This window comes from Micromonospora sp. 050-3 (genome assembly GCF_046549335.1).
In the GTDB taxonomy this organism is placed as follows: domain Bacteria; phylum Actinomycetota; class Actinomycetes; order Mycobacteriales; family Micromonosporaceae; genus Micromonospora; species Micromonospora trifolii.
In genome coordinates this window covers 1,168,227-1,193,106 of sequence record NZ_JAJPVX010000002.1, presented here as the reverse complement: position 1 = coordinate 1,193,106, position 24,880 = coordinate 1,168,227, and the positions used below count along the sequence as shown (strand labels likewise).

Sequence of the window (24,880 nt, the reverse complement as noted above, 5' to 3'; positions counted from 1 at the left end):
GGATCCGGACACCGGCGGTGATGGCCGACACGCTGTGTCGTACCGCACTGGTAACTTGGTAACTCACCTGTCAGCCAGCCACGCACAACTGAGGAGAACGCCTGTGTCCACTGGCAACGAGGCGCCCGCCACCTGGCTGTCGCAGGACGCGCACGACCGCCTCCAGGCCGAGCTCGACGAGCACATCGCCAACCGTCCGGCGATCGCAGCTGAGATCAACGCTCGGCGCGAGGAGGGCGACCTCAAGGAGAACGGCGGCTACCACGCCGCCCGCGAGGAGCAGGGCAAGGCCGAGGGTCGCATCCGCTACCTGCAGGAGCTGCTGCGCACCGCGAAGGTCGGCACGGCGCCGACGGCCGACGCGGTGTCGCCGGGCATGGTGGTGACGATCTACTTCGACGACGACACCAACGACACCGAGACCTTCCTGCTCGGTTCCCGGGAGATCGCGGCCACCACCGACCTGACCGTCTACAGCCCGGAGTCCGCGCTGGGCAGGGCGATCCTGGGTGGCCGAGCCGGGCAGACCTGCACCTACACGGCGCCCAGCGGCGCCGACATCAAGGTGACAGTGGTCAGCTTCGAGCCGTTCTCCGGCTGACCGTCGCCGATCGCGCTACCCGCTACCGGCCGGGTCGACCGACGCCGGCACCCGCTGTCTCAGCACCGCGCATCCGAGGCGTGGCACCCACCGGTGTCACGCCTCGGCCGCGAAGACCACCTGGTAGCCGCTGGCCCGCAGGGCGCTGATCAGGGTGTCCGAGTGCTCGACGCCCCGGGTCTCCACCGACAGCGCCACCTCCACCTCGCCGAGGCTGAGGTGCGGGTTGGCCCGCTGGTGCTCCACGTCCACCACGTTGGCCCGGTGCTCGGCGATCTGGCTGAGCAGCGACGCGAGCTGCCCCGGCCGATCCGAACAGCGGACGGTCACCCGCAGGTAGCGACCCGCTGCGGCCAACCCGTGCTCGATCACCCGCAGCATCAGCAACGGGTCGATGTTGCCGCCGGAGAGCACCGCGACCACCGGGGTCTGCACCTCGACCACGCCAGCCAGCAGCGCGGCCACACCGACCGCCCCGGCCGGCTCGACCACCTGCTTGCCCCGCTCCAGCAGCATCAGCAGGGCCCGGGAGATGTCCTCCTCGGAGACCGTGACGATCTCGTCGACCAGCTTGCGCACGTGGTTGAAGGTGATCTCTCCCGGCCGGCCGACAGCGATGCCGTCGGCGATGGTGGAGAAGATGGGCAGCCGTACCGGTTCCCCGGCCACCAGTGAGGGCGGGAACGCCGCCGCCCCGGCCGCCTGCACGCCGATGATCCGGACGTCCGGCCGCAATGCCTTCACGGCCACCGCCATGCCCGAGATCAGACCGCCCCCACCCACCCCGGTGATGATCGTCTTCACGTCCGGGCACTGTTCGAGGATCTCCAGCGCCACAGTGCCCTGCCCGGCGATCACATCGGGGTGGTCGAACGGGTGGATCAGCACCGCCCCGGTGAGCTCGGCGTACGTGTGCGCGGCGACCAGCGACTCGTCCACGGTGTTCCCGGCCAGCTCGACCTGCGCGCCGTACCCCTTCGTGGCCGCCACCTTCGGCAGCGGCGCGTTGACCGGCATGAAGACTGTGGCGTGCGTGCCGACCAGGCCGGCGGCGAGAGCCACGCCCTGCGCGTGGTTACCCGCGCTCGCCGCGACCACGCCGCGCTCCCGCTCCGCCGCCGACAACCGGGAGATCCGCACGTACGCGCCCCGCACCTTGTACGAGCCGGCGCGCTGCACGTTCTCGCACTTGAGCCACGTCGGCCCGCCCAGTGCCGCGCTGAGCGGCCGGGAGGGCTCCAACGGGGTGGTGCGGATGACGCCAGCGAGCAACTCCCGTGCGGCCCGCACGTCGTCGAGACCGACCAGTTCCGTCATGCCCCGATCGTGCCACCCGACTCCGGAGCACTCGGCGGCGACACCGGCCTCGACTGGTGTGCCGGCGGGGTCACGGCCGGCGCGGGAACCGCCGGCAGCGGCAGACCCGCAGCGACCGACGCCTCCCCGCCCGGCCCGGAGGCCAACGGCCCGGCACCGCCGACGGGATCCCCACCCGGAACCGGCCCAGCCGGCCAGACGGGGGGAGCCGGCCAGACCGCGGCGGTCGGCCAGGCTGGCAGCGCGCGGGCGATGCGGCCTTCCTGAGCCGCGGAGATCCGCTGGATCAGCAGGTACAGCGCCACCGCGGCGATCACGCAGGCCACCGCGGGCACTGTGTTGCGCAGAAGAGAGTCGCGGTAGTAGTCGCTGTACGCCTGGTAGTCGCCGTCGGTCAATGGTGTCTCCGGCAGACTGTCGTACGCCCGGGTGTCGAGGCGACTGACCACCCGCTCGCCGACGCTGAAGACCAGCCAGGCACTCCACCAGACGGCCACCAGGGTCGGGGTGAACCGCCGCCAGAGGCTGTCGCGGGCCACGTTGGCGACAACCCGGGCCGGCACCACGAGATTGGCGAAGGGCACCAGCCAACCGGCGATCGCCCAACCCGTACCGAGCGTCGGCAGGGCACCCGGGAACGCCTCGATGTTCTTCCGCGCCCGCCAGGTCCAAATGATCGTTAGTACGGCGGCGGTGAGGTACGCGACCACCATGGGCAGCGACAGCACCACCTGCACGATCACCGCAGCGAGCAGCAGCTCATGCTCGTTGTCGACGCGGGCCTGCCGAGCCAGGGCCATTCCCACCAGCGGCGAGAGCGCCACTGCCAGGTAGAGCACGGCGGTCGCGCCGACCGCGATGCGGACGGCCAGACCGATCCCGCGGACCCGATAGGTCGGCAGCCCCGGCGTGACGGCGGGCTGGCCGAGCGGTGTGTGGCAACGCTGGCATTCGTGGTGCTCGGGGGACGTGGCGTCCCCGCAGGTCTGGCAGCGCATAGGTGTTCCCCGGGTCCGCGCGACGATGCGCGCACACCCTAGACGATCATGCGGTGGCCGGTGACCCTGTGCCGACGCGGGGATAGCCGGGGGCGTGGCGCGTCCACGGGGCGGCCATCTCGAACTGACCGGCCACACCGAGCAGCAGCAGTTCCGAGCCGGGCGGACCGACCAGTTGCACGGCGACCGGCAGGCCGTCCGGGCGGCGACCGACCGGCACGACGACCGCCGGCAGGCCGGCGATGTTCCAGGGCGCGGCGTACGGGGCGTACCGGATGTTGGCTGTCATGTTCGCCCGCCAGGAGCGCTCCGACCAGCGAGCCGCCTCCGGTGGCGCGCTGGCCAGCGCCGGGGTGAGCAGCAGGTCGACCGCGTGGTCGGTGAAGAAGTCGACCGACCGTTGCCGCCAGGCGGCCCGGTCCGCCTCCCGCACGTAGCCGCGACGCTGCGCCCACTCGCCCAACGCGACGTGCCGCCGGGTACGCCGTTGCAGCCCACGCCGGTCCATACCGGAGGCCCGGACGTCGGCGGCGGCTGCGGCGAACCAGGTGGCGATGCCCTGGAGGCCGAGCGCGGTCGGGTAGACCGGATCGGCCGGCACCGTGTCGTGCCCGGCAGTGGCGAGGAGCCGACCGGCGGCGGCGACCGCGTCCCGGTTGGGGGCGTCCGGTGCGACACCGCGCACCGGGGAGCGCAGCGAGACACCCACCCGCAGCCGCTGCGGGGGGACCAGCTTCTCGGGACGCCGGCCGGCGAGCACCGAGAAGCCGACCGCCGCGTCGGCGACAGTGCTGGTCAACATGCCGTGCTCGGTGAGGCCGAACCAGTCGTCCGCCCCGAGTTGGCAGGGGACCACGCCCCGACCGGGCTTGAGCCCGACGAGTCCGCAGCAGGCAGCGGGAATCCGGATCGAGCCGAGACCGTCGTTGGCGTGCGCGATCGGCACCAGCCCGGCGGCGACCGCCGCGGCGGCACCACCCGAGGACCCACCGGGGGTACGCGTGCTGTCCCACGGGTTACGGGTCACCGCGCTGTCGTCGTCGGTCAGTGCCCACAGCCCCAGCTCCGGCATCCGGGTCACGCCGAGGATCACCGCCCCGGCGCCACGTAACCGACGCACCACCTCGTGGTCGGCCTCCGCCACGTCGGTGCGGGCGGCGGCCGACCCGTTCCAGGTGGGCAGGCCGGCGACCGGGGTGTTCTCCTTGACCGCCACCGGAACCCCGGCCAGCGGCAAGTTGGCCAGGTCCTCCTGCTCGTCGACCTTCTCCGCCTCGGTGATCGCCTCACCGCCGCGAACGGCGCGGAACGCGGCCAGCTCACGGTCGGCTCGGGAGATGTACTCGAGGTGGTCGGCGACGACCTGGGTCGCCGAAACGTCACCTCGGCGTACGCCCCGGGCGATCTGCTTGGCGGTCGCTCCGACCCAGGTCGCCATGATGTCCTGCACGGCCATCCTCCCCCAGCGGTCAGCCCAGCGCCTGCTCCAGATCGGCGAGTAGGTCGTCGACCGTCTCGATGCCGACAGACAGTCGCACGAGATCGCCGGGAACTTCAAGCGGCGAGCCGGCAGCACTTGCGTGTGTCATCCGACCCGGGTGCTCGATCAGGGATTCCACACCGCCCAGCGACTCGGCGAGCACGAAGAGCTTGGCCCGGTTGCAGATGTCCACGGCGTGGTCCTCACCACCGGCGGCACGGAACGAGATCATGCCGCCGAACCGGCGCATCTGCTTGGCGGCCACCTCGTGACCGGGGTGCGAAGGCAGCCCCGGATAGATCACCTGGGCGACCTTGGCGTGCCCGTCGAGGTACGCGGCGAGCCGCTCGGCGTTGTCGCAGTGCCGGTCCATGCGTACCCCGAGGGTCTTGATGCCGCGCAGGGTGAGCCAGGCGTCGAACGGGCCGTTGATCGCGCCCATCGCGTTCTGGTGGTAGCGCAACTCCTCGCCGAGCCCGGCGTCGGCGACGACGAGCGCGCCACCGACCACGTCGGAGTGCCCGCCGATGTACTTGGTGGTGGAGTGCACCACCACGTCCGCGCCGAAGGCGATCGGCTGCTGGAGGTACGGCGAGGCGAAGGTGTTGTCCACCACCAGCAGGGCGCCCGCGTCGTGTGCCACGGCGGCCAGGGCGGCGATGTCGGCGATGCCGAGCAGCGGGTTGGTCGGCGTCTCCACCCAGACGATCTTCGTGCGGCCGGGCTGCACGGCCGCCCGGATCGAGGCCGGGTCGGAGACCTTGGCGGGGCTGAACTCCAGGCCCCAGCGCTGGGCGACCCGGGCGAAGAGCCGGTACGTGCCGCCGTACGCGTCGTCCGGGATCACCACGTGGTCGCCGGGCTGGCACACGGCCCGCAGCAGGGTGTCCTCGGCCGCCAGGCCGCTGGCGAAGGCGAGCCCCACCGGCCCGCCCTCCAGCGCTGCCAGGCACTCCTGGAGCGCGTCACGGGTCGGGTTGCCGGAGCGGCTGTACTCGTAGCCGAGGCGAGGTGCACCGACGGCGTCCTGGGCGTACGTGCTGGTCTGGTAGATCGGTGGGATCACCGCGCCGGTGCGGGCCTCGGGGTCCTGACCGGCGTGGATGGCGAGCGTCTCGAAGCCGTGACTCATTCTGGTGAGGCTAGTGCCCCGTCCCGAGGGCTGGAACGGAACCCGTGCTCCCGGGCGGGAGCCGTACCGTCCGGGGCCGCCGGCATAGCCTGGCCCGATGAGCGGTTGCGTGTTCTGCGGGATCGTGGCGGGCGAGGTGCCGGCGTTCCGGGTGGCCGACACCCCGGACGGGGTGGCGTTCCTGGACACCCGTCCGGTGTTCAAAGGGCATGTGCTGGTGGTGCCCCGGGTGCACCTGGTCACCCTGGCGGAGTTGCCGGCCGACCTGCTGCCCGGCTACTTCACCATGGTTCAGCGGATGGCGGTGGCGGTGGAGACCGCTCTCGGCGCCGGTGGGACGTTCGTGGCGATGAACAACAAGGTGTCCCAATCGGTGCCCCACCTGCACACCCACGTGGTCCCGCGTACCAAGGGCGACGGGTTGCGCGGCTTCTTCTGGCCGCGCACCCGGTACGGGGAGGACACCGAGGCCCAGACGTACGCGGACCGGATCGCGACGGCGCTCCCCGGTGGGGCCTGACTCACTGTCACGCGGGTAAGGAAGGTGAACCCTCCGGTGTTACACGCTGGGAGAGGTACGAGAGGAGATCCCCACCGTGTTTTTGCGCCGTATGAACGCCGATATGGTCTCGCCCGACCAGGCCCTGCCGGGCCGCCCGATCGCCATGCCGGTCGCCGACCGCCACGAGGTGCTGGGCACCCCGTTGAAGGGCCCGTTTCCTGAGGGCCTTCAGGTCGCGGTCTTCGGCATGGGCTGTTTCTGGGGTGCCGAGCGGCTGTTCTGGACGCTGCCCGGCGTCTACACCACCTCCGCCGGCTACGCGGGTGGCATCACCAAGAACCCGACGTACGAGGAGACGTGCTCCGGCCGGACCGGGCACGCCGAGGTCGTCCAGGTGGTGTACGACCCCAGCAAGATCAACTATGAGGACCTGCTGAAGGTCTTCTGGGAGAACCACGACCCGACCCAGGGCATGCGCCAGGGCAACGACGTGGGCACCCAGTACCGCTCGGCGATCTACACGACCACCGACGAGCAGCGGACCATCGCGGATTCGTCCCGGGACGCGTTCCAGCCGATCGTGACGCGGGCCGGCAAGGGTGAGATCACCACCGAGATCGCCCCGCTCGGCAGCTACTACTTCGCCGAGGACTACCACCAGCAGTACCTGGCGCCGACCAAGAACCCGAACGGGTACTGCAACCACGGCCCGAACGGACTGAGCTGCCCGGTCGGGGTGGCCCGAGTCGGCGGCTGACAACCGCCACCCGCACACGTGTGATGCCCGGCCACCCAGGAGGTGGCCGGGCATTCCCGTCCGGCCCTGTGATCGAAATCCGTTGCCGAGCCCGACGAGAACTCGATAACGTGGCCGTACACGTGAAAGGAGGTGGTCCAGACTTGTATAGCAATCGGACTCGTGAGGTGGCTGTCAGCTAGCCGCTGTCCTCGACAGTGATCGGCCTGCCGCGAGGCGGGCAAAAGCACCATCGTCGAGACCGTGTGGCAGCGGTGCGGCGAATCCACGACAGCCACCCGACCCCCGGGGTGCCGGCCAAGTCCAGCCGGCCCGCGCACATGCGCGGAGCGCCCCGGGGGTCGCTCCTTATCCGCGGGAGTGGCGATGTCCATGCGCGAGCTGGTGGTGCTGGGGACGGCCAGCCAGGCGCCGACCCGTCAGCGCAACCACAACGGGTACGTGCTGCGCTGGGACGACGAGGTGATCCTCTTCGACCCGGGTGAGGGCAGCCAGCGTCAGCTCCTGCACACCACTGTCACCGCCACCGACCTGACCCGGATCTGCGTCACCCACTTCCACGGCGACCACTGCCTGGGCCTGCCCGGCACCATCCAGCGACTCTCCCTGGACCGGGTGGCCCACCCGGTCGCCGTGCACTTCCCCGCCGGCGGCGCCGAATACTTCGCCCGGCTGCGGTACGCCACCTCGTTCCACGAGACCGCCGAACTGCGGGTCGAGCCCATCGAGGCCGACGGGCAGCAGATCGCCCTGCGCTGCGGCACGCTGGAGGCACGCCGGCTCCGCCACCCCATCGAGACGTACGGCTACCGGCTGGTCGAGCCGGACGGGCACCGGATGCTGCCGGAGAAGCTGGCCGCGTACGGCATCGCCGGGCCGGCAGTCGGCGAGCTGATCCGCGTCGGGCACCTGGACCTCGACGGACGCCGCGTCACCAGGGCCGAGGTGAGCGTGCCCCGGCCGGGTCAGCGGTTCGCGTTCGTGATGGACACCGGCCTCTGCGACGGCGTGTACGCCCTCGCCGAGCACGCCGACCTGCTGGTCATCGAGTCGACGTTCCTGGAGTCGGAGGCCGCGCTCGCCGCCGAGGTCGGCCACCTGACCGCGGCGCAGGCCGCCCGGGTGGCGACCGAATCCGGGGTACGCCGACTCGTGCTCACCCATTTCTCCCAGCGCTACCCCGACCCGCGACGGTTCCACGACGAGGCGCGCGCGCACTTCGACGGCGATCTGATCATCGCCGATGATCTGACCACGGTGCAGCTTCCGCCCCGCCGGGTAGCCTCGGCCGGGTGACCGTCACGCTCCGCCCCGCGACCGAAGGCGACCTGATGGCGGTGGGTGCCCTGCACCAGCGCTCCCGGGTCGCCGCGTACTCCGCCTTCCTGCCGGCCGAGGCGCTGGCCGACCCGACACCGGAGGCCATGGGGCGGTACTGGGTCGAGCGGTGGATCTGGGAGCGGGACACCCACCGGATGACAGTGGCCGAGCGGGCTGGGGCGCTGGTCGGGTTCAGCCACCTGGGCCCGGACGACGAGGACGACCCCGCCACCGGGCTGCTCAACGCGATCCACCTCGACCCGGCCGAGCAGGGCCGCGGCGTCGGCCGAACCCTGATGGTGGACGCGCTGGACGCCATGCGGGCGCAGGGCTGGCGGCGTGCCGTGCTCTGGGTACTGCGAGACAACGCCCACGCCCGCTCTTTCTACGAGCGCGGCGGCTGGACCCCCACGGGCGACGAACGAGATGAGGCAATCGGGTCGGCCCCGACCCGACAGCTCCGCTACGCCCGCGTTTTCTAACCCCGTCCCGCCCCCGTCCCGCCGTCCCCGCCCCGCCCCGCCCCTGACCCGGTCGATCAAGGACTTGTGGTGGGGGCTTTGGGCACGGCTGCCTGCTTTGCGCACCACCACAACTCCATGATCGACGTGAGCCGGGGTGAGGTGGGGTGGGGTGGGGTGAGTGGGGTGGGGTGGGGTGGGGGCTAGTGGGCGCCTAGGTGGGACAGGAGGTCTTGGCGGGTTAGTACGCCCTTGGGCTTGCCGTCGACCAGGACCAGGGCGGCGTCGGACTTCTCCAGCAGGCCCACCGCCTCGCTCACCGGCTGGCCACCACCGATCATCGGCAGCGGGTCGCCCATGTGCCGCTCGATCGTGTCGTGCAGGTGGGCCTGGCCGGTGAACAACGCGTCGAGCAGGTCCCGCTCGGCGATCGAGCCGGCGACCTCACCGGTCACCACGGGCGGCTCGGCCTTGAGCACCGGAAGCTGCGAGACGCCGTACTCGCGCATGTAGTCGATCGCGTCGCGGACGGTCTCGGTCGGGTGCACGTGCACCAGCTCGGGCAGCCCGCCCGGCTTGCTGGCCAGTGCGTCGGCCACCGTCGGCTCGGCACCGGAGTTGTCGAGGAAGCCGTACCGAGCCATCCACGAGTCGTTGAAGATCTTGGAGAGGTAGCCTCGGCCGCCGTCGGGCAGCAGCACCACCACCACGTCGTCCGGGCCGGCCCGGCGGGCGACCTCCAGGGCGGCGACCACCGCCATGCCGCAGGAACCGCCGACCAGCAGCCCCTCCTCGCGGGCCAGTCGCCGGGTCATCTCGAAGGACGCCTTGTCGGAGACCTCCACGATCTCGTCGGCGACATCCCGGTCGTACGTCTCCGGCCAGAAGTCCTCGCCGACGCCCTCCACCAGGTACGGCCGGCCGGTGCCGCCGGAGTAGACCGAGCCCTCCGGGTCGGCCCCGACGATCCGCACGCGGCCCTCGGACGCCTCCTTGAGGTACCGGCCGATGCCGGAGATGGTGCCGCCGGTGCCGACACCGGTCACGAAGTGGGTGAGCTCGCCGTCGGTCTGCTTCCACAGCTCCGGGCCGGTCGTCTCGTAGTGCGAGCGCGGGTTGGCCGGGTTGCTGTACTGGTTGGGCTTCCAGGCGCCGGGGATCTCCCGGGTCAGCCGGTCGGAGACGTTGTAGTACGAGCGCGGGTCCTCCGGCGCGACGGCGGTCGGGCAGACCACCACCTCGGCACCGTACGCCCGGAGCACGTCCTGCTTGTCCTGGCTGACCTTGTCGGGGCAGACGAAGACGCACTTGTAGCCCTTGAGCTGGGCAACCAGGGCCAACCCGACGCCGGTGTTGCCGCTGGTCGGCTCGACGATGGTGCCGCCGGGCTTGAGCAGGCCGGCGGCCTCGGCGTCCTCCACCATCCGCAGCGCGATCCGGTCCTTCACCGAGCCGCCCGGGTTGACGTACTCCACCTTGGCCAGCACTGTGGCCTGGATGCCCTCGGTGACGTTACGCAGACGCACCAGCGGGGTGTTGCCGATCATGTCGACGACGTTGTCGTAGTACTGCACTGTGTGCCCTTCGTTGCGGCGCCGGCGGTGGGCGGCCGGGAAGACGTTTGCTCACCGCCCAGCGTACGTGTCGTCAGGGCACCAGCCCTCCGGGGATGACCGAGCTGCGGCGGGCCTCCCACTCCAGGAACCGGTCGGTCTCGGCGAGCACGCTGCCGGCCAACCAGGTGACCATGACCGCGTCGTCGGCCAGCCCGAAGATCGCCAGCGGGATCTCCGGGAGCAGGTCGATCGGCGAGACGATGTACGCCGTCGCCGCGGTCATCAGGGCCAGGCGAAGGCCACCGTCGTACTCCCCCTTGGTGGTTGCTCGGATCATCCGGGGCAGCGCGGCCAACCGCGTGCCGATCGACGGCCCGTTGCGCGCCCCGGCCGCCAGGGCCCGCGCCAGGGCCGTGAACGCCGCGCTGCGCTTCAGTGTCTTACTCATCGTCGCGCTCCTCTCCGCCGGATCAGCGTGGCGGGTCGGCGCAAGTCGGCCGGCCTCTGGAACCCAGGTACCCCGTCGCGTCGGTTTCCAGGCACCCGCGTGCCGTCACGACGACAGCGGTGTGTCGGGCCAGCGCGATAATGTCGCGGTATGGGGGTGGCAGGTTCCGTCGTACCCGGTGGTGAGCGCTGGCGGCAGGCCCGGCGGTTCGTCCGGCTGGCCGCCATCGGCACCGGCGCCACTGCGGCCGCCGCGGTGGCGACCGGCGGGGTGCTGGTCGGCCAGGCCCGCCAGGCTCGACGGACCATCCCGATGGCCGAGGCGCCGCCGCCCCGCTGCGACGGGATGTACGGCGGGAAGTTCCCCGGTCCGGCGCTCACAATGGTCGTGCTCGGTGACTCGTCGGCGGCCGGCTACGGGGTGCACCGCCGTCGGGAGACGCCCGGGGCGCTGCTCGCCACCGGCCTGTCCCGTCGACTGCACCGGCCGGTGCAGTTGCACCGTTTCGCTGTGGTCGGCGCCATCTCGGTCGCGCTGCGCCACCAGGTGGAGGCGGCGCTGGAGTGCCGACCCGACATCGCGGTGATCCTCATCGGCGGCAACGACATTACCAACCGCACGCCGCGCGGCCTGGCGGTGCGCTACCTGGTAGAGGCGGTGCACACCCTGCGCGACGCGGGGTGCGAGGTGGTCGTCGGCACCTGCCCCGACCTGGGCGCGATCCGCCCGATCCAGCCACCTCTGCGCTGGCTGGCGCACCGTTGGAGCCGCCAGCTCGCGGCCGCCCAGACGGTGGCCGTGGTCGAGGCGGGCGGCTGGACTGTTTCCCTCGGTGACCTGCTCGGCCCACGGTTCGTGGCCGAGCCGACCCGGATGTTCGCCTGGGACCGGTTCCATCCCTCCGCCGAGGGGTACGCGATGGCCGCTGCCGCGCTCCTACCGACGATGCTCTCCGCCCTCGGCGCGACCCCGGAACGACGGGCCACACCGACGCGCGGCGACGGCGTACGGTCGCTGCCGGAGGCAGCGCAGGAGGCGGCTCGACACGCCGGCACGGAGGTCAGCGGCGTCCAGGTCCGGGGCCGCGACCGAGGGCCGGCCGGCCGGTGGGCGCAGCTGCGCCGACGGGCGTTCTTCGGTGTCGGCGCGGTGCCGCAGCACGGGTCCGCCTCGGACACCTCGACAGTGGAGGGACTGGCATGAACGAGCGCAGCGCGCGGAGTGTGACCGTCGGCCTCGCCGGCCGACTGGGTCGGGCGGCGGCGATCTCGCTGTTCGCCGGCACCGTCGGGGGCGCCGCCGTCCTCGCTGGTGAGGCGTTCGTGGCCCGACACCGGCGCTACGCCCAACCGGAGCTGGGCCTGGCCCTGCGCGCCACGATCGGCCGGGCGGGCGCTTCCCCGCTGCGACTGGTGCTGCTGGGCGACTCGTCGGCACTGGGCGTCGGTGTCGACCGTCTTGAAGACACCATCGGAGGGCAGTTGGCCAACCTGCTCGCCGAGGGCCCGACCGGCCGCCGGGTGCACCTGTCCAGCGTCGGTGTCTCCGGGTCCCGCTCGACGGACCTCGCCACCCAGGTGGCCCGGGCCCTGCTCGGTGAGCGGCCCGACGTGGCGTTGATCCTGATCGGCGCGAACGACGCCACCGGGTTGCGTCGACCCTCCGACGCGGCGGCCTATCTCGGCGCTGCGGTGCACCGGCTGCGGGAGGCGCGCGTCGAGGTGGTGGTGGGCACCTGCCCCGACCTCGGCGCGGTGCGTGCGATCGCGCCTCCGCTGCGCCAGGTGGTCGGCTGGTCCGGGCGCCGGGTGGCCCGCGCGCAGACCACGGCTGCGCTGGAGGCGGGCGGCTCGGTGGTCGACCTGGCCACCGAGACCGGGCCGGTGTTCCGGGCCGACGCCGGGACGCTCTGCCAGGACGGCTTCCACCCCTCCGCCGACGGCTACCGGGTGTGGGCACACGCGCTGCTGCCCGCCATCGTCGCCGCGGCGGCGGCCACGACCCGGCGCTAGATCGTCCCCGGCCAGGGTGACATTTCCCGCCGCGCCCGCTTCTTCCGCGCCATGTTACCGGCGGGTTAACGTTGGTCCATGCCGATTGAGTCGTCCCGCGACGCCGTCATCGTCGCCACCGCCCGCTCCCCCATCGGCCGGGCGCACAAGGGGTCCCTGCGCGACGTCCGTTCCGACGACCTCGCCGCGACCATCGTCCAGGCCGCGCTGGACAAGATCCCCGCTCTCGATCCGACCACTATCGACGACCTCTACCTCGGGTGCGGCCTGCCCGGCGGCGAGCAGGGCTTCAACATGGCCCGGGTGGTGTCCACCCTCCTCGGTCTGGACACTGTCCCCGGCGCCACGCTGACCCGCTACTGCGCCTCCTCGTTGCAGACCACCCGGATGGCGATGCACGCGATCCGGGCCGGCGAGGGCGACGTGTTCGTCTCCGCCGGGGTGGAGATGGTCTCCCGCTACGCCCGGGGCAGCTCCGACGGGCTGCCGCCCGAGGCGCAGGCAGTGGTCGGTGGCGGCTGGGAGAACCCCCGCTTCGGGTCGGCCGGCGAGCGCTCGAAGCGCCGCGCGCAGGGCGGCGCCGAGGTGTGGACCGACCCGCGTGAGGCCGGCGAGCTGCCCGACATCTACCTGACCATGGGGCAGACCGCGGAGAACCTGGCCCAGGTGCACGACGTCACCCGCGCCGACATGGACGAGTTCGGCGTACGCAGCCAGAACCTCGCCGAGAAGGCCATCGCCGACGGTTTCTGGGCCCGGGAGATCACCCCGGTCACCACGCCGGACGGCACCGTGGTGAGCACCGACGACGGGCCCCGGGCCGGCGTCACCCTCGACGCGGTCTCCGGCCTGAAGCCGGTGTTCCGCCCGGACGGTCGGATCACCGCCGGCAACTGCTGCCCGCTCAACGACGGCGCGGCCGCCGTGGTGGTGATGAGCGCCCAGCGGGCCGAGGAGCTCGGGCTCACCCCGCTGGCCCGGATCGTCTCGACCGGTGTGACAGCCCTGTCGCCGGAGATCATGGGTCTCGGGCCGGTCGAGGCGTCCCGGCAGGCGCTGCGCCGGGCCGGCATGACCATCGACGACGTCGACCTCGTCGAGATCAACGAGGCGTTCGCCGCGCAGGTCATCCCCTCCTACCGCCAGTTGGGCATCCCGGAGGAGAAGCTGAACGTGATGGGCGGGGCCATCGCGGTCGGTCACCCCTTCGGCATGACCGGCGCCCGGATCACCGGCACCCTGCTCAACGCGCTGGAGTGGCACGACAAGACCATCGGTCTGGAGACCATGTGCGTGGGCGGTGGCCAGGGCATGGCCATGGTGCTGGAACGGCTCAGCTGAGCCGAGCTGCCCTCAGAGCGCGCTGCGGGTCGCCGTCACCTCGGCGGCGGCCCGGGTCAGCGCCTCGTCCCCCGGGTCGGCGGCCAGCAGGTCCGCCGCGACAACCCGCAACTGGTCGGGCAGGGCCAGGTCGTTGTCGAGCCGGGGCACCACCCGACGGGGCTCCCCCTCGGCGTCGGCGGCCAGGTTGGCGATCTCCTGCACCAGACGGTGCACCAGGTCGGCGCGGGACACGTTGCCGGCGGTCGCGGCCGCCGCCCACCGGGGCTGCTGCCAGTGCGCGATCTGACGGACCAGCAACTGCACGGCCTTGTCCAACTCCGCTGCGCTCATCGCCGCCGAGTCTACGGCCGACACCGACCGCGCCGGGTCGGGCCGGTCAGCGGCGCAGGTAACTGAGCAGCCGCAGCAGCTGCCAGTAGAGGAAGACCAACCCGGTGAGCAGGCCGAACGCGCTCAACCACGCGTACCGACGGGCTCGTCCGTCGCGCACCGAGCGCTCGACGAGATCGAAGTCGAGGATGAAGCTGAACGCCCCGGCGATGATGGCCACCACCGAGAAGGCGTACGGCAGCCAGCCGACATCCCCGCTGACGCTGTAGACCGCCAGGCCCGATCGCCCGGTGATCAGGTACGACACCAGGTTGACGACGCTGAGCACGGCGATGCCGAGCAGGGTGCCGATCACCAGGCGGGCCAGCCGAGGCGTCGCCCGGATCACCCGGGCCCGGTAGAGCGCCGCCATGCCGAGGAAGACGCCGAAGGTGCCGGCCACCGCCTGCACCACGATGCCCGGATAGACCTGCTCGAAGGTGCGGCTCGCCACCCCCAGCAGCAGCCCTTGGAGGATGGCGTATCCGACGATCGGCACCGGATTGGTGATCCCCCGCAACGAGATGACCAGGACCAGCGCGATCGAGGCGAGCGCGCTGCCGGCCAGCGCGGCGCCCAGCCACACCGCGTCGGGGATCACCGCCCAGGACACCGCCGCGGCCGCGCCGGTCACCAGCAGCAACCCGACGGTACGGACCACCACGTCGTCGACGGTCATCGGCTCGACGTCACGGGCGCCGAGCACCCGGGCCTCCACCCGGCCGGTCTCGTCCAGCCGGTTGAGCACCGGGTTGTTGCTGCGCACCGCCGCCTCCTTCGCCCGCGTACCTCCCGAAGTCACTCTGCCTCGGGCGGACCGGCGGCGGCGGGCAAACGGCGCGGACGACGGCGCCCGCCCCCACCGGAGTGGGGACGGGCGCCGGTCGGCAGTGCGGACGAGGTCAGTCGTCGCCCTGGAAGTAGCTCAGCAGGCGCAGGATCTCGATGTAGAGCCAGACCAGGCTGACCAGGATGCCGAACGCGGCCACCCAGGAGTAGCGCTGGGGCAGGCCCATCCGGACGCCGTCCTCGATCTCCTTGAAGCTGAGCACGAAGCTCAGCGAGGCCACCACGATGCAGACCAGGCTGAAGCCGATGGCGAGCGGGCTGCCGTCGCGCAGGCCGGTGTTGACGCCGAACAGCGCCAGCACCAGGTTGATCATCATGACGGCGAAGAGGCCGACCATCACGGCGATCATGCCCTTGACGAAAGCCGGGGTGGCCCGGATGACCTTCGCCCGGTAGAGCATCGCCATCAGGAAGAAGATGCCGAAGCTGGCCGCGGCGGCCTGGAGCACGATGCCGTCGTAGGCCGTCTCGAACGCCTTGCTGACCATGCCGACGAAAACACCCTCGACGACCGCGTACGCGATCACGAGCGCCGGGTTGGCCATCCGGGAGAACGAGATGATCAAGCCGAGGACCAGGCCGACCACCGCCGCGCCGATCCAGGCGGTACCGACCAGCGCGTCGGGCACGAGCACCCAGGCGGCCGCGGCGGTGATGCCAAGGATGCCGAGCAGAGCGACAGTCTTGACGACCACGTCGTCGACGGTCATCGGCGCCACGGTCGGCGGCGCGGCCGGGTAGTCGGCCTGGGACGGGTACTGCTGGGGAATGCCGGGCTGTCCGTACGGCCCGGCCGGGGCGTACCCGGCGGAGCGCTCCCGCTCGGCCGCTTGGCCGAGCCGGGCGAGCACCGGGTTCGAGGTCTTCACTGTCTGGCCTCCCTCAGGGGGTCGTTTGCACGTGAACGTGCCCTCCAAGAGTAAACGGCAGAGCCAAGTCCTGGAGATCACGAATGAGAATGTGTGAGTCGACCGGTGCCCGGGGCGGGGGTCGAACCCGCACGCCTTTCGGCAGCCGCTTTTAAGGCGGCCGTGTCTGCCTTTCCACCACCCGGGCGAGTGGCACCGGCGCGCCGACACGCCTGGTGCAGTGTCACCGTAGCCGGTCTACGGTGACCCGGCGTACCCCGCCGGCCTGGCCACATTAGGGTCGATGCCGTGAGCAGCGCAGCCCCCACGGCCCCCGACGCCGCCCCTGAGCAGGCATTCCGCCTCGCCGATCAGGTCAACCGCCGACCCCGGGCCACCCGGCTGCTGGCCGCCGTCCGCCGCCACCGTGCGGACCTGCTGGCCGCTCTGCTCTTCGCGGTGCTGGCCGGCTGGCTCACCCACGGGCTGTGGCCCGACCCGGGCGGCCGCATCCTGGCGCTCAACCCGGAGGACCAGGCCCTCTACGAGTGGTTCCTGGCGGTGGACGCCCGCGCGCTGCTCGGCGACTTCGACCTGCTCACCGACCGGCTCAACGCCCCCGACGGCGTCAACCTGATGGCCAACACCACGGTGATCGCCCTCGGCGTCCTCTTCGCGCCGGTCACCCTGCTGCTGGGCGCCCCGGTCACCTTCGCGCTGCTCGCCGCCGCCAACCTCGCCGGCACCGCACTCGCCTGGTACCTGCTCTTCCACCGGACGCTGCGCGTCCGCCGGGTGGCCGCCGCACTCGGCGGAGGGCTGTGCGGATTCGGACCCGGCATGGTCTCGCAGACCAACAGCCACCTGCACATGACCGCCCAGTGGCTGGTGCCGGTGATCGTCTGGCTGGTGGTCCGGCTGCTGCGGGCGGCCGACCCGGGGCCCGGCACCCCCGACGAGGCCGGCCGTACCCGAGCCACCGGCCCGAACCGCCGTCGGCTCTTCACCTCCGCGGCGGGGCTGGCCGGCGCGGTCACCGCGCAGGTCTTCATCGGCGAGGAGGTGCTCTTCCTCGCCGCGATCACGCTGCTGGTGATGGCTATCAGCTACGCCGTGGCGGACCGGGACCTCGCCCGCCGGGCACTCCCCGGGTTCGCCGGCGGGTTGGCGATCGCCGCCGGGCTCGCCCTGCTGGTGCTCGGCTATCCGCTGTGGTTCCAGTTCGCCGGGCCACAGGGAGTCGCCGACGGGATGTTCACCCCGGCCTACTTCTCCGCCGACCTGAGCAGTTGGTGGACGCTCTCCCCACTGTCGGTGGCCGGCAGCGACGAATCCGCCCGGCTGACCACCGGCCCCGCCGAGTACAACACCTTCCTCGGCTGGCCACTGCTGCTGGTCGCCGCGGTCTGCGCGATCTGGGCCGGGCGACGCCGGCTGGTTTTCGCCTGCGTCGTGGCGGGCCTGGTGATGGGGGCGCTCTCGCTCGGCCCGGAGGTGGTGCTCGGCGGCACCAGGACGGCGATCCCCGGTCCGTACGCCCTGATCGGAGGGCTGCCGGTGGTGGACGGGGCGTTGCCGATGCGGTTCGCGCTGGCGTTGCTGCCGATCGTCGCGACGCTGCTGGTGCTCGCTGTCGACCGGGCAGTGCGCAGCTCAGGTCACGCACGGCGGCTGGTGCCCCTGGCCGTCGGCGTGGCGCTGCTGCCGATCTTCCCGACGCCGCTGCCGACCGCCGGACGACCTGCCGTGCCGGAATTCATCACCGGTGGCCACTGGCGGCAGTGCGTACCGCCGGGCGGAGTGCTGGTCCCGGTGCCGCTGCCCACCCCGAAGGATCCCTGGCCGATGCGCTGGGCGACCGCCGCCGACGCCGGTTTCGGGCTGCCGGAAGGCTTCTTCATCGGCCCGTACGGAAGGGGCGGCACGGCGGCGATGGGCACCTTCAAGCAGCCCACCTCAGCGCTACTGGCCGACGTCGCCCGGCGCGGCGACCAACCGGCCATCGGCGACGAGCAGCGCCGCCAAGCCGTCCGCGACGCCGACTTCTGGGGCGCCTCCTGCGTGGCGCTTACCGACGACGCCCCCCACGCGGAAAGCCTGCGCGCAACCCTGGAGCAGCTCTACGGCCCACCCACCCGCATCGCCGACGCCTGGACGTGGCGGGTCTAGACCAACGAAGACCCCGCCGATCTTGCACTTTGCGTCCGAACAAGACGCACCAGAAGACGCATTACGACATCCGGAAGTGCAAGATCGACGGGGTCAGCGTCGGTTCTGGTCAGACGCGGGGCGCGCCTACCGGCTGGGAGGCCTCGACGAACTCCTCGCGCGGGTCGTGCAGCTGGCCCAGGGCGACCACCTCACGCTTGAGGAAGAACGCCAGGGACCAGTCCACCACCACGCGGACCTTCCGGTTGAACGACGGGATCCGGCTCATGTGGTACGTCCGGTGCATCACCCAGGCCGGCCAACCGGTCATCTTGATCCCGTACACCTGGGCCACGCCCTTGTGCAGGCCGAGGCTCGCCACGCTGCCGACGTGCTTGTGCTTGTAGTTCACCGGCTCGCGACCCCGGATCACGGCCGTGATGTTGTCGGCCATCCGGGCGGCCTGGCGCACCGCGTGCTGAGCGCTCGGCGAGCAGAAGTTGCCCGGCTCCTTGGTCAGGTCCGGTACGGCGGCGCAGTCGCCGGCGCTCCAGGCACCCTCGAGCACCTGGTCACCGTCGACCACCTGAAGCGTGGGCAGGCAGGTGATCCGGCGACGGTCGTCACGCGGGAAGTCCGTCGAGTCCAGCATCGGCGACGGCTTCACACCGGCCGTCCAGACGATCGTGTCGGAGCGGAAGCTGTCACCATCGGAGAGCTTGACCACCCCGTCGACGCAGGACTCCAGGCGGGTGTCCAGCCGGATGTCCATGTTCCGCTTCAGCAGCTGCTGCACGGTGTAGGCACCCATGTCCCGGTCGACCTCGGGCAGCACCCGCTGGGTGGCCTCGACCAGCACCCAGCGGACCTCGTCCTGCTTGAGCTCCGGGTAGTAACGCAGGGCGTCGCGAGCCATGTCCTCCATCTCGGCGAGCGCCTCGATGCCGGCGTACCCACCGCCGACGAAGGTGAAGGTCAGCGCCGAACGGCGGACGTCCGGATCCGGCGTGGCAGCCGCCACGTCGAGCCGATCCAGCACGTGGTTGCGCAGGTAGATCGCCTCGCCGATGGTCTTGAACCCGATGCCCTGCTCGTGCAGGCCCGGAATCGGCAGGGTGCGGGAGACCGAACCCGGGGCCACGATCACGTGGTCGTAGGTGATCTCCCGGGCCGGGCCGCTGATCGGCTGCACAGTGGCCACCTTGCGGTCGTGCTCGATCCGCGTGACCGTGCCGGCCACCATTTTGCACCGGCGCAACTCCCGCCGCAGCGGCACCACTGAGTGCCGCGGGGAGATGTTGCCCGCCGCCGCCTCAGGCAGGAACGGCTGATAGGTCATGTGGGGTTGGGGGTCAACCACCATGACCTCAGCCTCACGGGAGCTGAGCTTCTTCGACAGGCGCAGGGCCGCGTACAGACCGACGTGCCCGGCACCAACCACAAGGATCCGCTTCGGATTCACGTTGTCTATCATTCCCCGGCCGGCTCAGGTAATCCCGCTCGCGCCCCCCATCTGTGACGGAGCACAACCCATGTGACCTGCGTAACCCTCACTTCGCAGTGGTCACCGGCGTCGCAGCAGCCAGCCCAGCAACGCTGACAACCCCACCGCCACCAGCAGCCCCAGCACCGTCACCCACTGGTATCCGGCACCCCCACCCGTCCCCGCCGCCTGCAACAACAGCACGCCGAGCACGGCGGCACCCAACAGCACGGCGGCCGACCGCATCAACCAACGGGTGATCAACTCGGGGTCCACCATCGCGTCGTAGGGCAACAACGCGGCCAGCGCGCAGAGGGTGTGCCCCAGGTAGAGCAGGGCCGCGACGGCGAGCAGCCGCCAAAGGGCGACCGGACGGCCGTACCCGTCGGTGGCGAGCAGCCAGCCGCCGACAGTTACCAACGCCGTGAAGGTTGCCCAGACCTTGCGCGGCCCGATCGCGGGCAACAGGGCGGCCACCGCCAGGAAGAGGATCGGCCGGCCGGAAAGCACCTCCGCGGGGAACGCCAGGGCGAACCCGGCAAACACGATGACGAAGATCCCCGCCCGAACCAGCAGCGGGGCCGCACTGATGCGCGTGACCGCGTACTGCGCCGCCCGAACCCGCTCCACGAAAGCGCTCACCGCACCCGCCTTTCGTTCGCGACTGCGGGGCTCGCAAGCTCACTCCTCGCGCTCACCGGCCACCCACCCTTGGGGCCGTCGCCAACCGGGCCACGTCCCGCAACACCTGGTCCAGGCTGCCGGCGCCGGCCCAGCGCACCACAGGTACGCCGTGCTCCCGGAGCTGCCCGATCATGATCTCCCGATCCAGGCGCCACAGTCGGTACGCCACCTCGGCCCAACCCTGGTCCTTCGGCGACGCCAGGTCGGTCGGCAACGTGTCGACCGCCACCACGAACCGCCCGCCGCGGGCCAGCCGGGCGAGCATCTGCGCCGACCGTTCGTCCAACAGCGGGGTGAGCACCACCACCAACGCGTCCGAGGAGAGCAACTGCGGGCCGAAGACCTGGTCGTACGGCTCGTGCGCGGACGCGTGGACCCGGACGTCGAGCAACCACTCCAGGACGGTCAGGTACTGCCGTCGCCCGGCGGCCGGCCGGAGCCGGCGGGCGGCCGGCCCGTACTCCAGCAGCGAGACCCGATCACCTCGGTGCAGGTAGTGCTCAGCGATCGCGGCGGTGGCCCGGACGGTGGTGTCCAGCACCGAGGCGGCACCGTCCACCCCGCCGGAGCGGCCCGCCTCGGCGAGCACGTCGAGCAGCACCACCACCTCCGCGTCCCGGTCGGAGAGGGTGGCGGCCACGTGCAGCTGCCTTGCCCGCAACGAGACCCGCCAGTCGATCCGGCGCAGCCGGTCCCCCGGGGCGAAGACGCGTACGCCGGCCAACTCGCCGCCCTCACCGGGTCGGCGAGAGTGGTGCGCCCCGACCAGGCCGGCCGCGCGGGGCATCGCCTCGACCGCCTCGAACGGCTCGGTACGCGGGTACACCCGCACCCGGACCGGCTCGGTGATCACCGCGCGGGAGACCAGCAGACCGCCGGCCGTAGCGACCCGGGCACCGGCGGGGCCGATCGGGTGCCGGCCCCAGCGCAGGGCCTTGCCGGCCAACTCCAGGTCCACAGCGGCGCCGATCGGCACCGAGGTCACGAACGGCCGGTCCGCGACGGAACGGCGCCCGCCGTTGCCCTGCGCCGGCGCACCGGTCGCCGGGACGGCGCTCGGCTTCCCGGCGTCGACGACCTCGTCGCCTGCGAAGCCGGCCCGGTCGATCCGCAGCCACGGCGACACCCGGGACCGCATCACCACCAGGTCGTAGTCGACAGTGTCCGGGTTACCGACGCTCACCGCCGCCGCCACGTCACCGCCCTCGACCAGCGGCCCGCCGTCATCCTGGGTGATCCACACTTGTGGCAGCGCCGTGGGCCGCCGGCGCAGCGCGTACGCGGTGCCCAACGCGAACGGGGCGGCGAGCACGATCAGGTCCACCCGACCCAGCAGCACGCCGGCCACCAGCAGCAGGCCGGCGAGCAGCACCGCGCGGCCGAGCGCCGGGGTGGGCGCCCAGCCGGCAGCCGGTTCCGCTCCGGTGGCCGTCGGCACTGTCGGTCCGGTCATCAGTGCCGGGGCCCGCCGGCGGCGTAGCTGGGCAGCGCGCCACTGGCCGGGGCGGGAGTCGCCTCCAGCACCTCGCCCACCACGAACGCCGGGTCGACCCGGCGCAACCACATCTCCGGACGCAGGGTGATCCGGTGGGCCAGGGCGGGCGCCGCCACCGACTTGACGTCCTCCGGCACCACGTAGTCCCGTCCGCCGAACACCGCGCGGACCCGGGCCAGCAGCAACAGCGCCAACGAACCGCGAGGTGAGGCGCCGACCAGCACCGACGGGTGCTCCCGGGTGGCCGAGGTGAGCGACACGATGTAGCGGCCGATGGAGTCCTCCACCACCACGTCCTCCAGGGCGGCCTGCATGGCCCGCAGCGTCGCCGCGTCGACCACCGCCTTGATGTCCGCCTCCTCTCGGCGACGGCTCATCCGACGGCGCAGCACCTCCCACTCCTCTTCGTGCTGCGGGTAGCCGAACGAGACCCGCAGCAGGAACCGGTCCAGCTGCGCCTCGGGCAGCGGGTAGGTGCCCTCGTACTCGATGGGGTTGGCGGTGGCCAGCACGTGGAACGGCTCGTCGAGCTTGTAGGTCACACCCTCGACCGACACCTGCTTCTCCTGCATGGCCTCCAGCAGCGCGGACTGGGTCTTCGGCGGCGTCCGGTTGATCTCGTCGGCGAGGAGCAGGTTGGTGAAGACCGGGCCGGCCCGGAAGGTGAAGTCACCGTTGCGCTGGTCGTACAGGAAGGAGCCGGTGACGTCGGCGGGCAGCAGGTCGGGGGTGAACTGCAACCGACGGAAGTCCAACCCGAGGGCCTGGGCGAACGAGCGGGCGGTGAGCGTCTTACCGAGCCCCGGCAGGTCCTCCAGGAGCACGTGCCCGCCCGCGAGGATGCCGGCGAGGACCAGTTCCAACGAGTCCCGCTTGCCGACCACGACGGTGCCGACCGCGTCCAGGACCGCCCGGGCCAGGTGCCCAACCTCGGCGGGGGCAATGCTCCGGTCCACGTCGTTCATCAGATGCTCTCCAGTTCGGCGACGATCACCGCGAGGTCGCGCGGCGACGGGGTGCGGCGAGGCGGGGTCTCCAGGAACGTCCACAGGCGGTCACCCAGCAGGACGCGAGCGCGGGCGGGATCCGACTCACGGGTGACGCCGTGTTTCAGCCGCATCCGCTCGTCGGCCAGTTCACCGATCCGGGGCAGCACCGTCCCGGTGAATCGTTCGGGTCGGGTCGAGGACCAGTCCAGGGGCCATTCCCACCGGTTGATCGCGCTGCGCAGCGCGTCCCGGGCACCCCAGTTGTAGCTGCCGTCCTCCTCGCCCGTGCCGACCCGACCACCGCCGTGCGGCGGGGGCGGCGGCGCGAGCAGGGCGGTGACCCGACGGACCGCCAGCACGGCGAGCACCCCGGCGATCAGTACGGGCAGCGAGACCTGGAGGCCCACCGCGCGGAGGCCGACCAGCAGGACCGCGACCAGCGCGGCGGCCCACGCGAGCGAGCGCAGCACCGGACGCCATCGGGAGTCGCGCGCCTGCGGACCGACCGGCGCCGCCTCCTCCTCGAACGCGAGCAGATCGTCGATGCTGGTGCTGCTCATGAGGTCACCACCGCTGTGAGCTCGCCGCGCAGCCGGCCGAGCGCGGCGCGGGCCTGGTCCCGGGTGCGTTCGCCGACCGGGTGGGTGGCGTACCGGGCCTCCCGGTAGACGTGCGCGAACTCGGCCAGCACGTCGGTGCTGGCGATGGCCGGCACGCCCGCCTCGGGGTCACCCTGCAACAGTCGGCTGACCAGGTCGGTGGGGGTGTCTCCGGCGAGCTTCGGCACACCGGCCGCGGCGGCGGTCTCCTCCAGGCGTACCCAGCAGGCGATCACCGCCACCCGGGGGTCGGTGTCCCGGTCGTCGAGCTCCACCAGGCCGGCGTCGAGGGCGGCGACCACCTCGCGGGCGGTGCCCTCGGCGGTACGGCGGGCCCGCTGCGCGGGTAGTGCCCGGGTGGTGCGACGCAGCGCGCCCCGGATCAGGACCCAGCAGAGGTAGCCGAGCGCGGCGAGGATGGCCAGCCCGAGCAGGACCACCGCCACAGTGCCGACCCACTGCGGGATGTGCGCCTGGGTGGCCTCGCCGGCGTCGCGTGGCTCGATCGGGATTGACGGCGATGGCTCGACGGTCGGGTACTCGGGAACCCAGGGCACGTTGTCCGCGGCCGGCGGAATCCGGCTGGCCCCGATCGACGAGTGCGCGGACGCCAGCGCGGCACCGGCGAGCAGGGCGGCGACCGCGCCGACCGGCCACCACCGGCGGAACAGGCCGAGCACCGGCCGCAGCACACCCGGCTCGGCGGACGGTACCGGTGTGGGCGGGCGCGTTCCGTCTGTCATCGCCACCACCCCACGCGTCGTCTCAGTCCACTCCGGCCAGCTGTTTAGCCTGGCCGAAGACGTCGTCCAACATCTCTGGTGTCAACCGCCCGGTGAAGGTGTTCTGCTGACTGACGTGGTAGCAGCCCAGCAAGTCCGGAGCGTTCGTGCCGGACCAGTGTGCCCCATGACCGAACGCCGGTCGCGGGCTGGGCGGGCGCTGCCCGTACACCGCTCGGAGCACCGGCCACCACGCGGCCCAGGCGAACGCGCCCAGCGCGACCACGACCCGCAGCGTGGGCCGGATCAGTGTGACCTCGCGGTGCAGCCAGGGTGCACAGGTGTCCCGTTCCAGTGGCGTCGGCTTGTTGTCCGGAGGCGCACACCGGACGGCCGAGAAGATCCGCAGGTCGCGCAGTGTGAGCCCGTCGTCGGCGGCGACGCTGGTCGGCTGGTTGGCCAACCCGGCCCGGTGCAGCGCGGCGAACAGCACGTCACCCGACCGGTCACCGGTGAAGATCCGGCCGGTGCGGTTGCCACCGTGAGCGGCGGGTGCCAGCCCGAGGATGGCGATCCGGGCGTCACCGGTGCCGAGGCCCGGCACCGGCCGCCCCCAGTACTCCTGGTCGCGGAAGGCGGCGCGGCGGGTGCGGGCGACCTCCTCCCGCCATTGGACCAGCCGTGGGCAGGCGAAACAGTCGCTCACCGCCGCGTCGAGGTCGGCCAGGTCGGTCGCCCGCGCTGCGCGGGCGACCACCTGTGCGGG

24 protein-coding genes, 1 tRNA gene and 1 pseudogene are annotated in these 24,880 nt (G+C 72.0%); 9 read left to right on the top strand and 17 right to left on the bottom strand.

From position 1 onward, the window contains the following. Window positions 1-103 precede the first annotated feature (103 nt). Window positions 104-601: a transcription elongation factor GreA gene (greA, locus tag ACLJOK_RS20575; protein WP_410820332.1), complete on the top strand. Its 498-nt coding sequence runs from the start codon at window positions 104-106 to the stop codon at window positions 599-601. A gap of 96 nt (window positions 602-697) precedes the next feature. On the opposite strand, the gene ilvA is transcribed toward greA, so the two are convergent. Genes ilvA through ACLJOK_RS20555 form a run of 4 tightly spaced genes read right to left on the bottom strand, consistent with a single transcriptional unit; the run spans window position 698 to window position 5,528 of the window. Further along, window positions 698-1,918: a threonine ammonia-lyase gene (ilvA, locus tag ACLJOK_RS20570; protein WP_410820331.1), complete on the bottom strand. Its 1,221-nt coding sequence runs from the start codon at window positions 1,916-1,918 to the stop codon at window positions 698-700. Continuing rightward, window positions 1,915-2,916 carry a DUF4328 domain-containing protein gene (locus ACLJOK_RS20565; RefSeq protein ID WP_410820330.1) on the bottom strand — a complete coding sequence of 334 codons (1,002 nt, stop codon included), beginning with the start codon at window positions 2,914-2,916 and terminating at the stop codon, window positions 1,915-1,917. The genes ilvA and ACLJOK_RS20565 overlap by 4 nt, the downstream gene beginning before the upstream one ends. Before the next feature lie 46 nt (window positions 2,917-2,962). Further along, window positions 2,963-4,372, bottom strand: coding sequence for an amidase (locus ACLJOK_RS20560; protein WP_410820329.1), 1,410 nt, complete (start codon window positions 4,370-4,372; stop codon window positions 2,963-2,965). Between the two features lie 13 nt (window positions 4,373-4,385). Further along, window positions 4,386-5,528, bottom strand: a complete 1,143-nt coding sequence (locus ACLJOK_RS20555) for a cystathionine gamma-synthase (RefSeq protein ID WP_238679765.1) — start codon at window positions 5,526-5,528, stop codon at window positions 4,386-4,388. A 97-nt stretch (window positions 5,529-5,625) separates the two neighbouring features. Between ACLJOK_RS20555 and ACLJOK_RS20550 the strand changes: the two genes are divergently transcribed. From ACLJOK_RS20550 to ACLJOK_RS20535, 4 genes are all read left to right on the top strand, one after another. Further along, window positions 5,626-6,048: an HIT family protein gene (locus tag ACLJOK_RS20550; RefSeq protein ID WP_410820328.1), complete on the top strand. Its 423-nt coding sequence runs from the start codon at window positions 5,626-5,628 to the stop codon at window positions 6,046-6,048. Between the two features lie 76 nt (window positions 6,049-6,124). After that, window positions 6,125-6,787, top strand: a complete 663-nt coding sequence (gene msrA / locus ACLJOK_RS20545) for a peptide-methionine (S)-S-oxide reductase MsrA (RefSeq protein WP_410820327.1) — start codon at window positions 6,125-6,127, stop codon at window positions 6,785-6,787. Between the two features lie 366 nt (window positions 6,788-7,153). Beyond that, a complete protein-coding gene (locus ACLJOK_RS20540) occupies window positions 7,154-8,083 on the top strand; it encodes a ribonuclease Z (protein ID WP_410820326.1) in 930 nt (309 codons plus the stop codon). Next, window positions 8,080-8,589, top strand: a complete 510-nt coding sequence (locus ACLJOK_RS20535) for a GNAT family N-acetyltransferase (RefSeq protein WP_410820325.1) — start codon at window positions 8,080-8,082, stop codon at window positions 8,587-8,589. Before ACLJOK_RS20540 ends, ACLJOK_RS20535 begins: the two co-directional genes overlap by 4 nt. Window positions 8,590-8,771: 182 nt before the next feature. On the opposite strand, the gene ACLJOK_RS20530 is transcribed toward ACLJOK_RS20535, so the two are convergent. Further along, complete coding sequence (locus ACLJOK_RS20530; RefSeq protein ID WP_410820324.1) at window positions 8,772-10,142, bottom strand: cystathionine beta-synthase; 1,371 nt, start codon at window positions 10,140-10,142, stop codon at window positions 8,772-8,774. 73 nt (window positions 10,143-10,215) lie between these two features. After that, window positions 10,216-10,572, bottom strand: coding sequence for a YkvA family protein (locus ACLJOK_RS20525; protein ID WP_410820323.1), 357 nt, complete (start codon window positions 10,570-10,572; stop codon window positions 10,216-10,218). Between the two features lie 150 nt (window positions 10,573-10,722). Here ACLJOK_RS20525 and ACLJOK_RS20520 point away from each other — a divergent pair. The 3 genes and pseudogenes from ACLJOK_RS20520 to ACLJOK_RS20510 all read left to right on the top strand — a co-directional run. After that, window positions 10,723-11,786 (top strand): annotated as a pseudogene (locus ACLJOK_RS20520) (SGNH/GDSL hydrolase family protein); the annotation flags it as partial. After that, on the top strand, window positions 11,772-12,584 hold the full coding sequence (locus ACLJOK_RS20515; protein ID WP_410821549.1) for an SGNH/GDSL hydrolase family protein: 813 nt from the start codon (window positions 11,772-11,774) through the stop codon (window positions 12,582-12,584). The pseudogene ACLJOK_RS20520 and the gene ACLJOK_RS20515, both read left to right, overlap by 15 nt. 78 nt (window positions 12,585-12,662) lie before the next feature. After that, window positions 12,663-13,925 carry an acetyl-CoA C-acetyltransferase gene (locus ACLJOK_RS20510; protein WP_354941232.1) on the top strand — a complete coding sequence of 421 codons (1,263 nt, stop codon included), beginning with the start codon at window positions 12,663-12,665 and terminating at the stop codon, window positions 13,923-13,925. Between the two features lie 12 nt (window positions 13,926-13,937). Here the strand turns inward: ACLJOK_RS20510 and ACLJOK_RS20505 are convergent, their stop codons facing one another. The 4 genes from ACLJOK_RS20505 to ACLJOK_RS20490 form a co-directional block, all read right to left on the bottom strand. Then, the gene (locus ACLJOK_RS20505) at window positions 13,938-14,258 is read right to left on the bottom strand and encodes a hypothetical protein (RefSeq protein WP_410820322.1); all 321 of its coding nucleotides are present in this window, start codon (window positions 14,256-14,258) and stop codon (window positions 13,938-13,940) included. 46 nt (window positions 14,259-14,304) lie between these two features. After that, window positions 14,305-15,063 (bottom strand): Bax inhibitor-1/YccA family protein, encoded by a 759-nt coding sequence (locus tag ACLJOK_RS20500; RefSeq protein ID WP_410820321.1) that lies wholly within the window; start codon window positions 15,061-15,063, stop codon window positions 14,305-14,307. 136 nt (window positions 15,064-15,199) lie between these two features. Beyond that, a complete protein-coding gene (locus tag ACLJOK_RS20495; RefSeq protein ID WP_238679755.1) occupies window positions 15,200-16,015 on the bottom strand; it encodes a Bax inhibitor-1/YccA family protein in 816 nt (271 codons plus the stop codon). A 106-nt stretch (window positions 16,016-16,121) separates the two neighbouring features. Further along, a tRNA-Leu gene (locus tag ACLJOK_RS20490) sits at window positions 16,122-16,202 on the bottom strand. Between the two features lie 101 nt (window positions 16,203-16,303). Here ACLJOK_RS20490 and ACLJOK_RS20485 point away from each other — a divergent pair. Further along, window positions 16,304-18,163, top strand: coding sequence for a hypothetical protein (locus ACLJOK_RS20485; protein ID WP_410820320.1), 1,860 nt, complete (start codon window positions 16,304-16,306; stop codon window positions 18,161-18,163). A 109-nt stretch (window positions 18,164-18,272) separates the two neighbouring features. Here ACLJOK_RS20485 and ACLJOK_RS20480 read toward each other — a convergent pair whose 3' ends face one another. The 7 genes from ACLJOK_RS20480 to ACLJOK_RS20450 form a co-directional block, all read right to left on the bottom strand. Beyond that, a complete protein-coding gene (locus tag ACLJOK_RS20480) occupies window positions 18,273-19,604 on the bottom strand; it encodes an NAD(P)/FAD-dependent oxidoreductase (protein ID WP_354941224.1) in 1,332 nt (443 codons plus the stop codon). 102 nt (window positions 19,605-19,706) lie between these two features. Next, entirely contained in the window at window positions 19,707-20,267 is a 561-nt protein-coding gene (locus ACLJOK_RS20475) for a hypothetical protein (RefSeq protein ID WP_410820319.1), read from the bottom strand. A 52-nt stretch (window positions 20,268-20,319) separates the two neighbouring features. Further along, window positions 20,320-21,762 carry a DUF58 domain-containing protein gene (locus ACLJOK_RS20470; RefSeq protein WP_410820318.1) on the bottom strand — a complete coding sequence of 481 codons (1,443 nt, stop codon included), beginning with the start codon at window positions 21,760-21,762 and terminating at the stop codon, window positions 20,320-20,322. Continuing rightward, the gene (locus ACLJOK_RS20465; protein ID WP_410820317.1) at window positions 21,762-22,769 is read right to left on the bottom strand and encodes an AAA family ATPase; all 1,008 of its coding nucleotides are present in this window, start codon (window positions 22,767-22,769) and stop codon (window positions 21,762-21,764) included. Before ACLJOK_RS20465 ends, ACLJOK_RS20470 begins: the two co-directional genes overlap by 1 nt. Beyond that, complete coding sequence (locus ACLJOK_RS20460) at window positions 22,769-23,353, bottom strand: hypothetical protein (protein ID WP_410820316.1); 585 nt, start codon at window positions 23,351-23,353, stop codon at window positions 22,769-22,771. The genes ACLJOK_RS20465 and ACLJOK_RS20460 overlap by 1 nt, the downstream gene beginning before the upstream one ends. Then, window positions 23,350-24,135, bottom strand: a complete 786-nt coding sequence (locus ACLJOK_RS20455; protein WP_410820315.1) for a DUF4129 domain-containing protein — start codon at window positions 24,133-24,135, stop codon at window positions 23,350-23,352. Before ACLJOK_RS20455 ends, ACLJOK_RS20460 begins: the two co-directional genes overlap by 4 nt. 22 nt (window positions 24,136-24,157) lie before the next feature. Beyond that, window positions 24,158-24,871 (bottom strand): uracil-DNA glycosylase, encoded by a 714-nt coding sequence (locus tag ACLJOK_RS20450; RefSeq protein ID WP_410820314.1) that lies wholly within the window; start codon window positions 24,869-24,871, stop codon window positions 24,158-24,160. Window positions 24,872-24,880 lie beyond the last annotated feature (9 nt).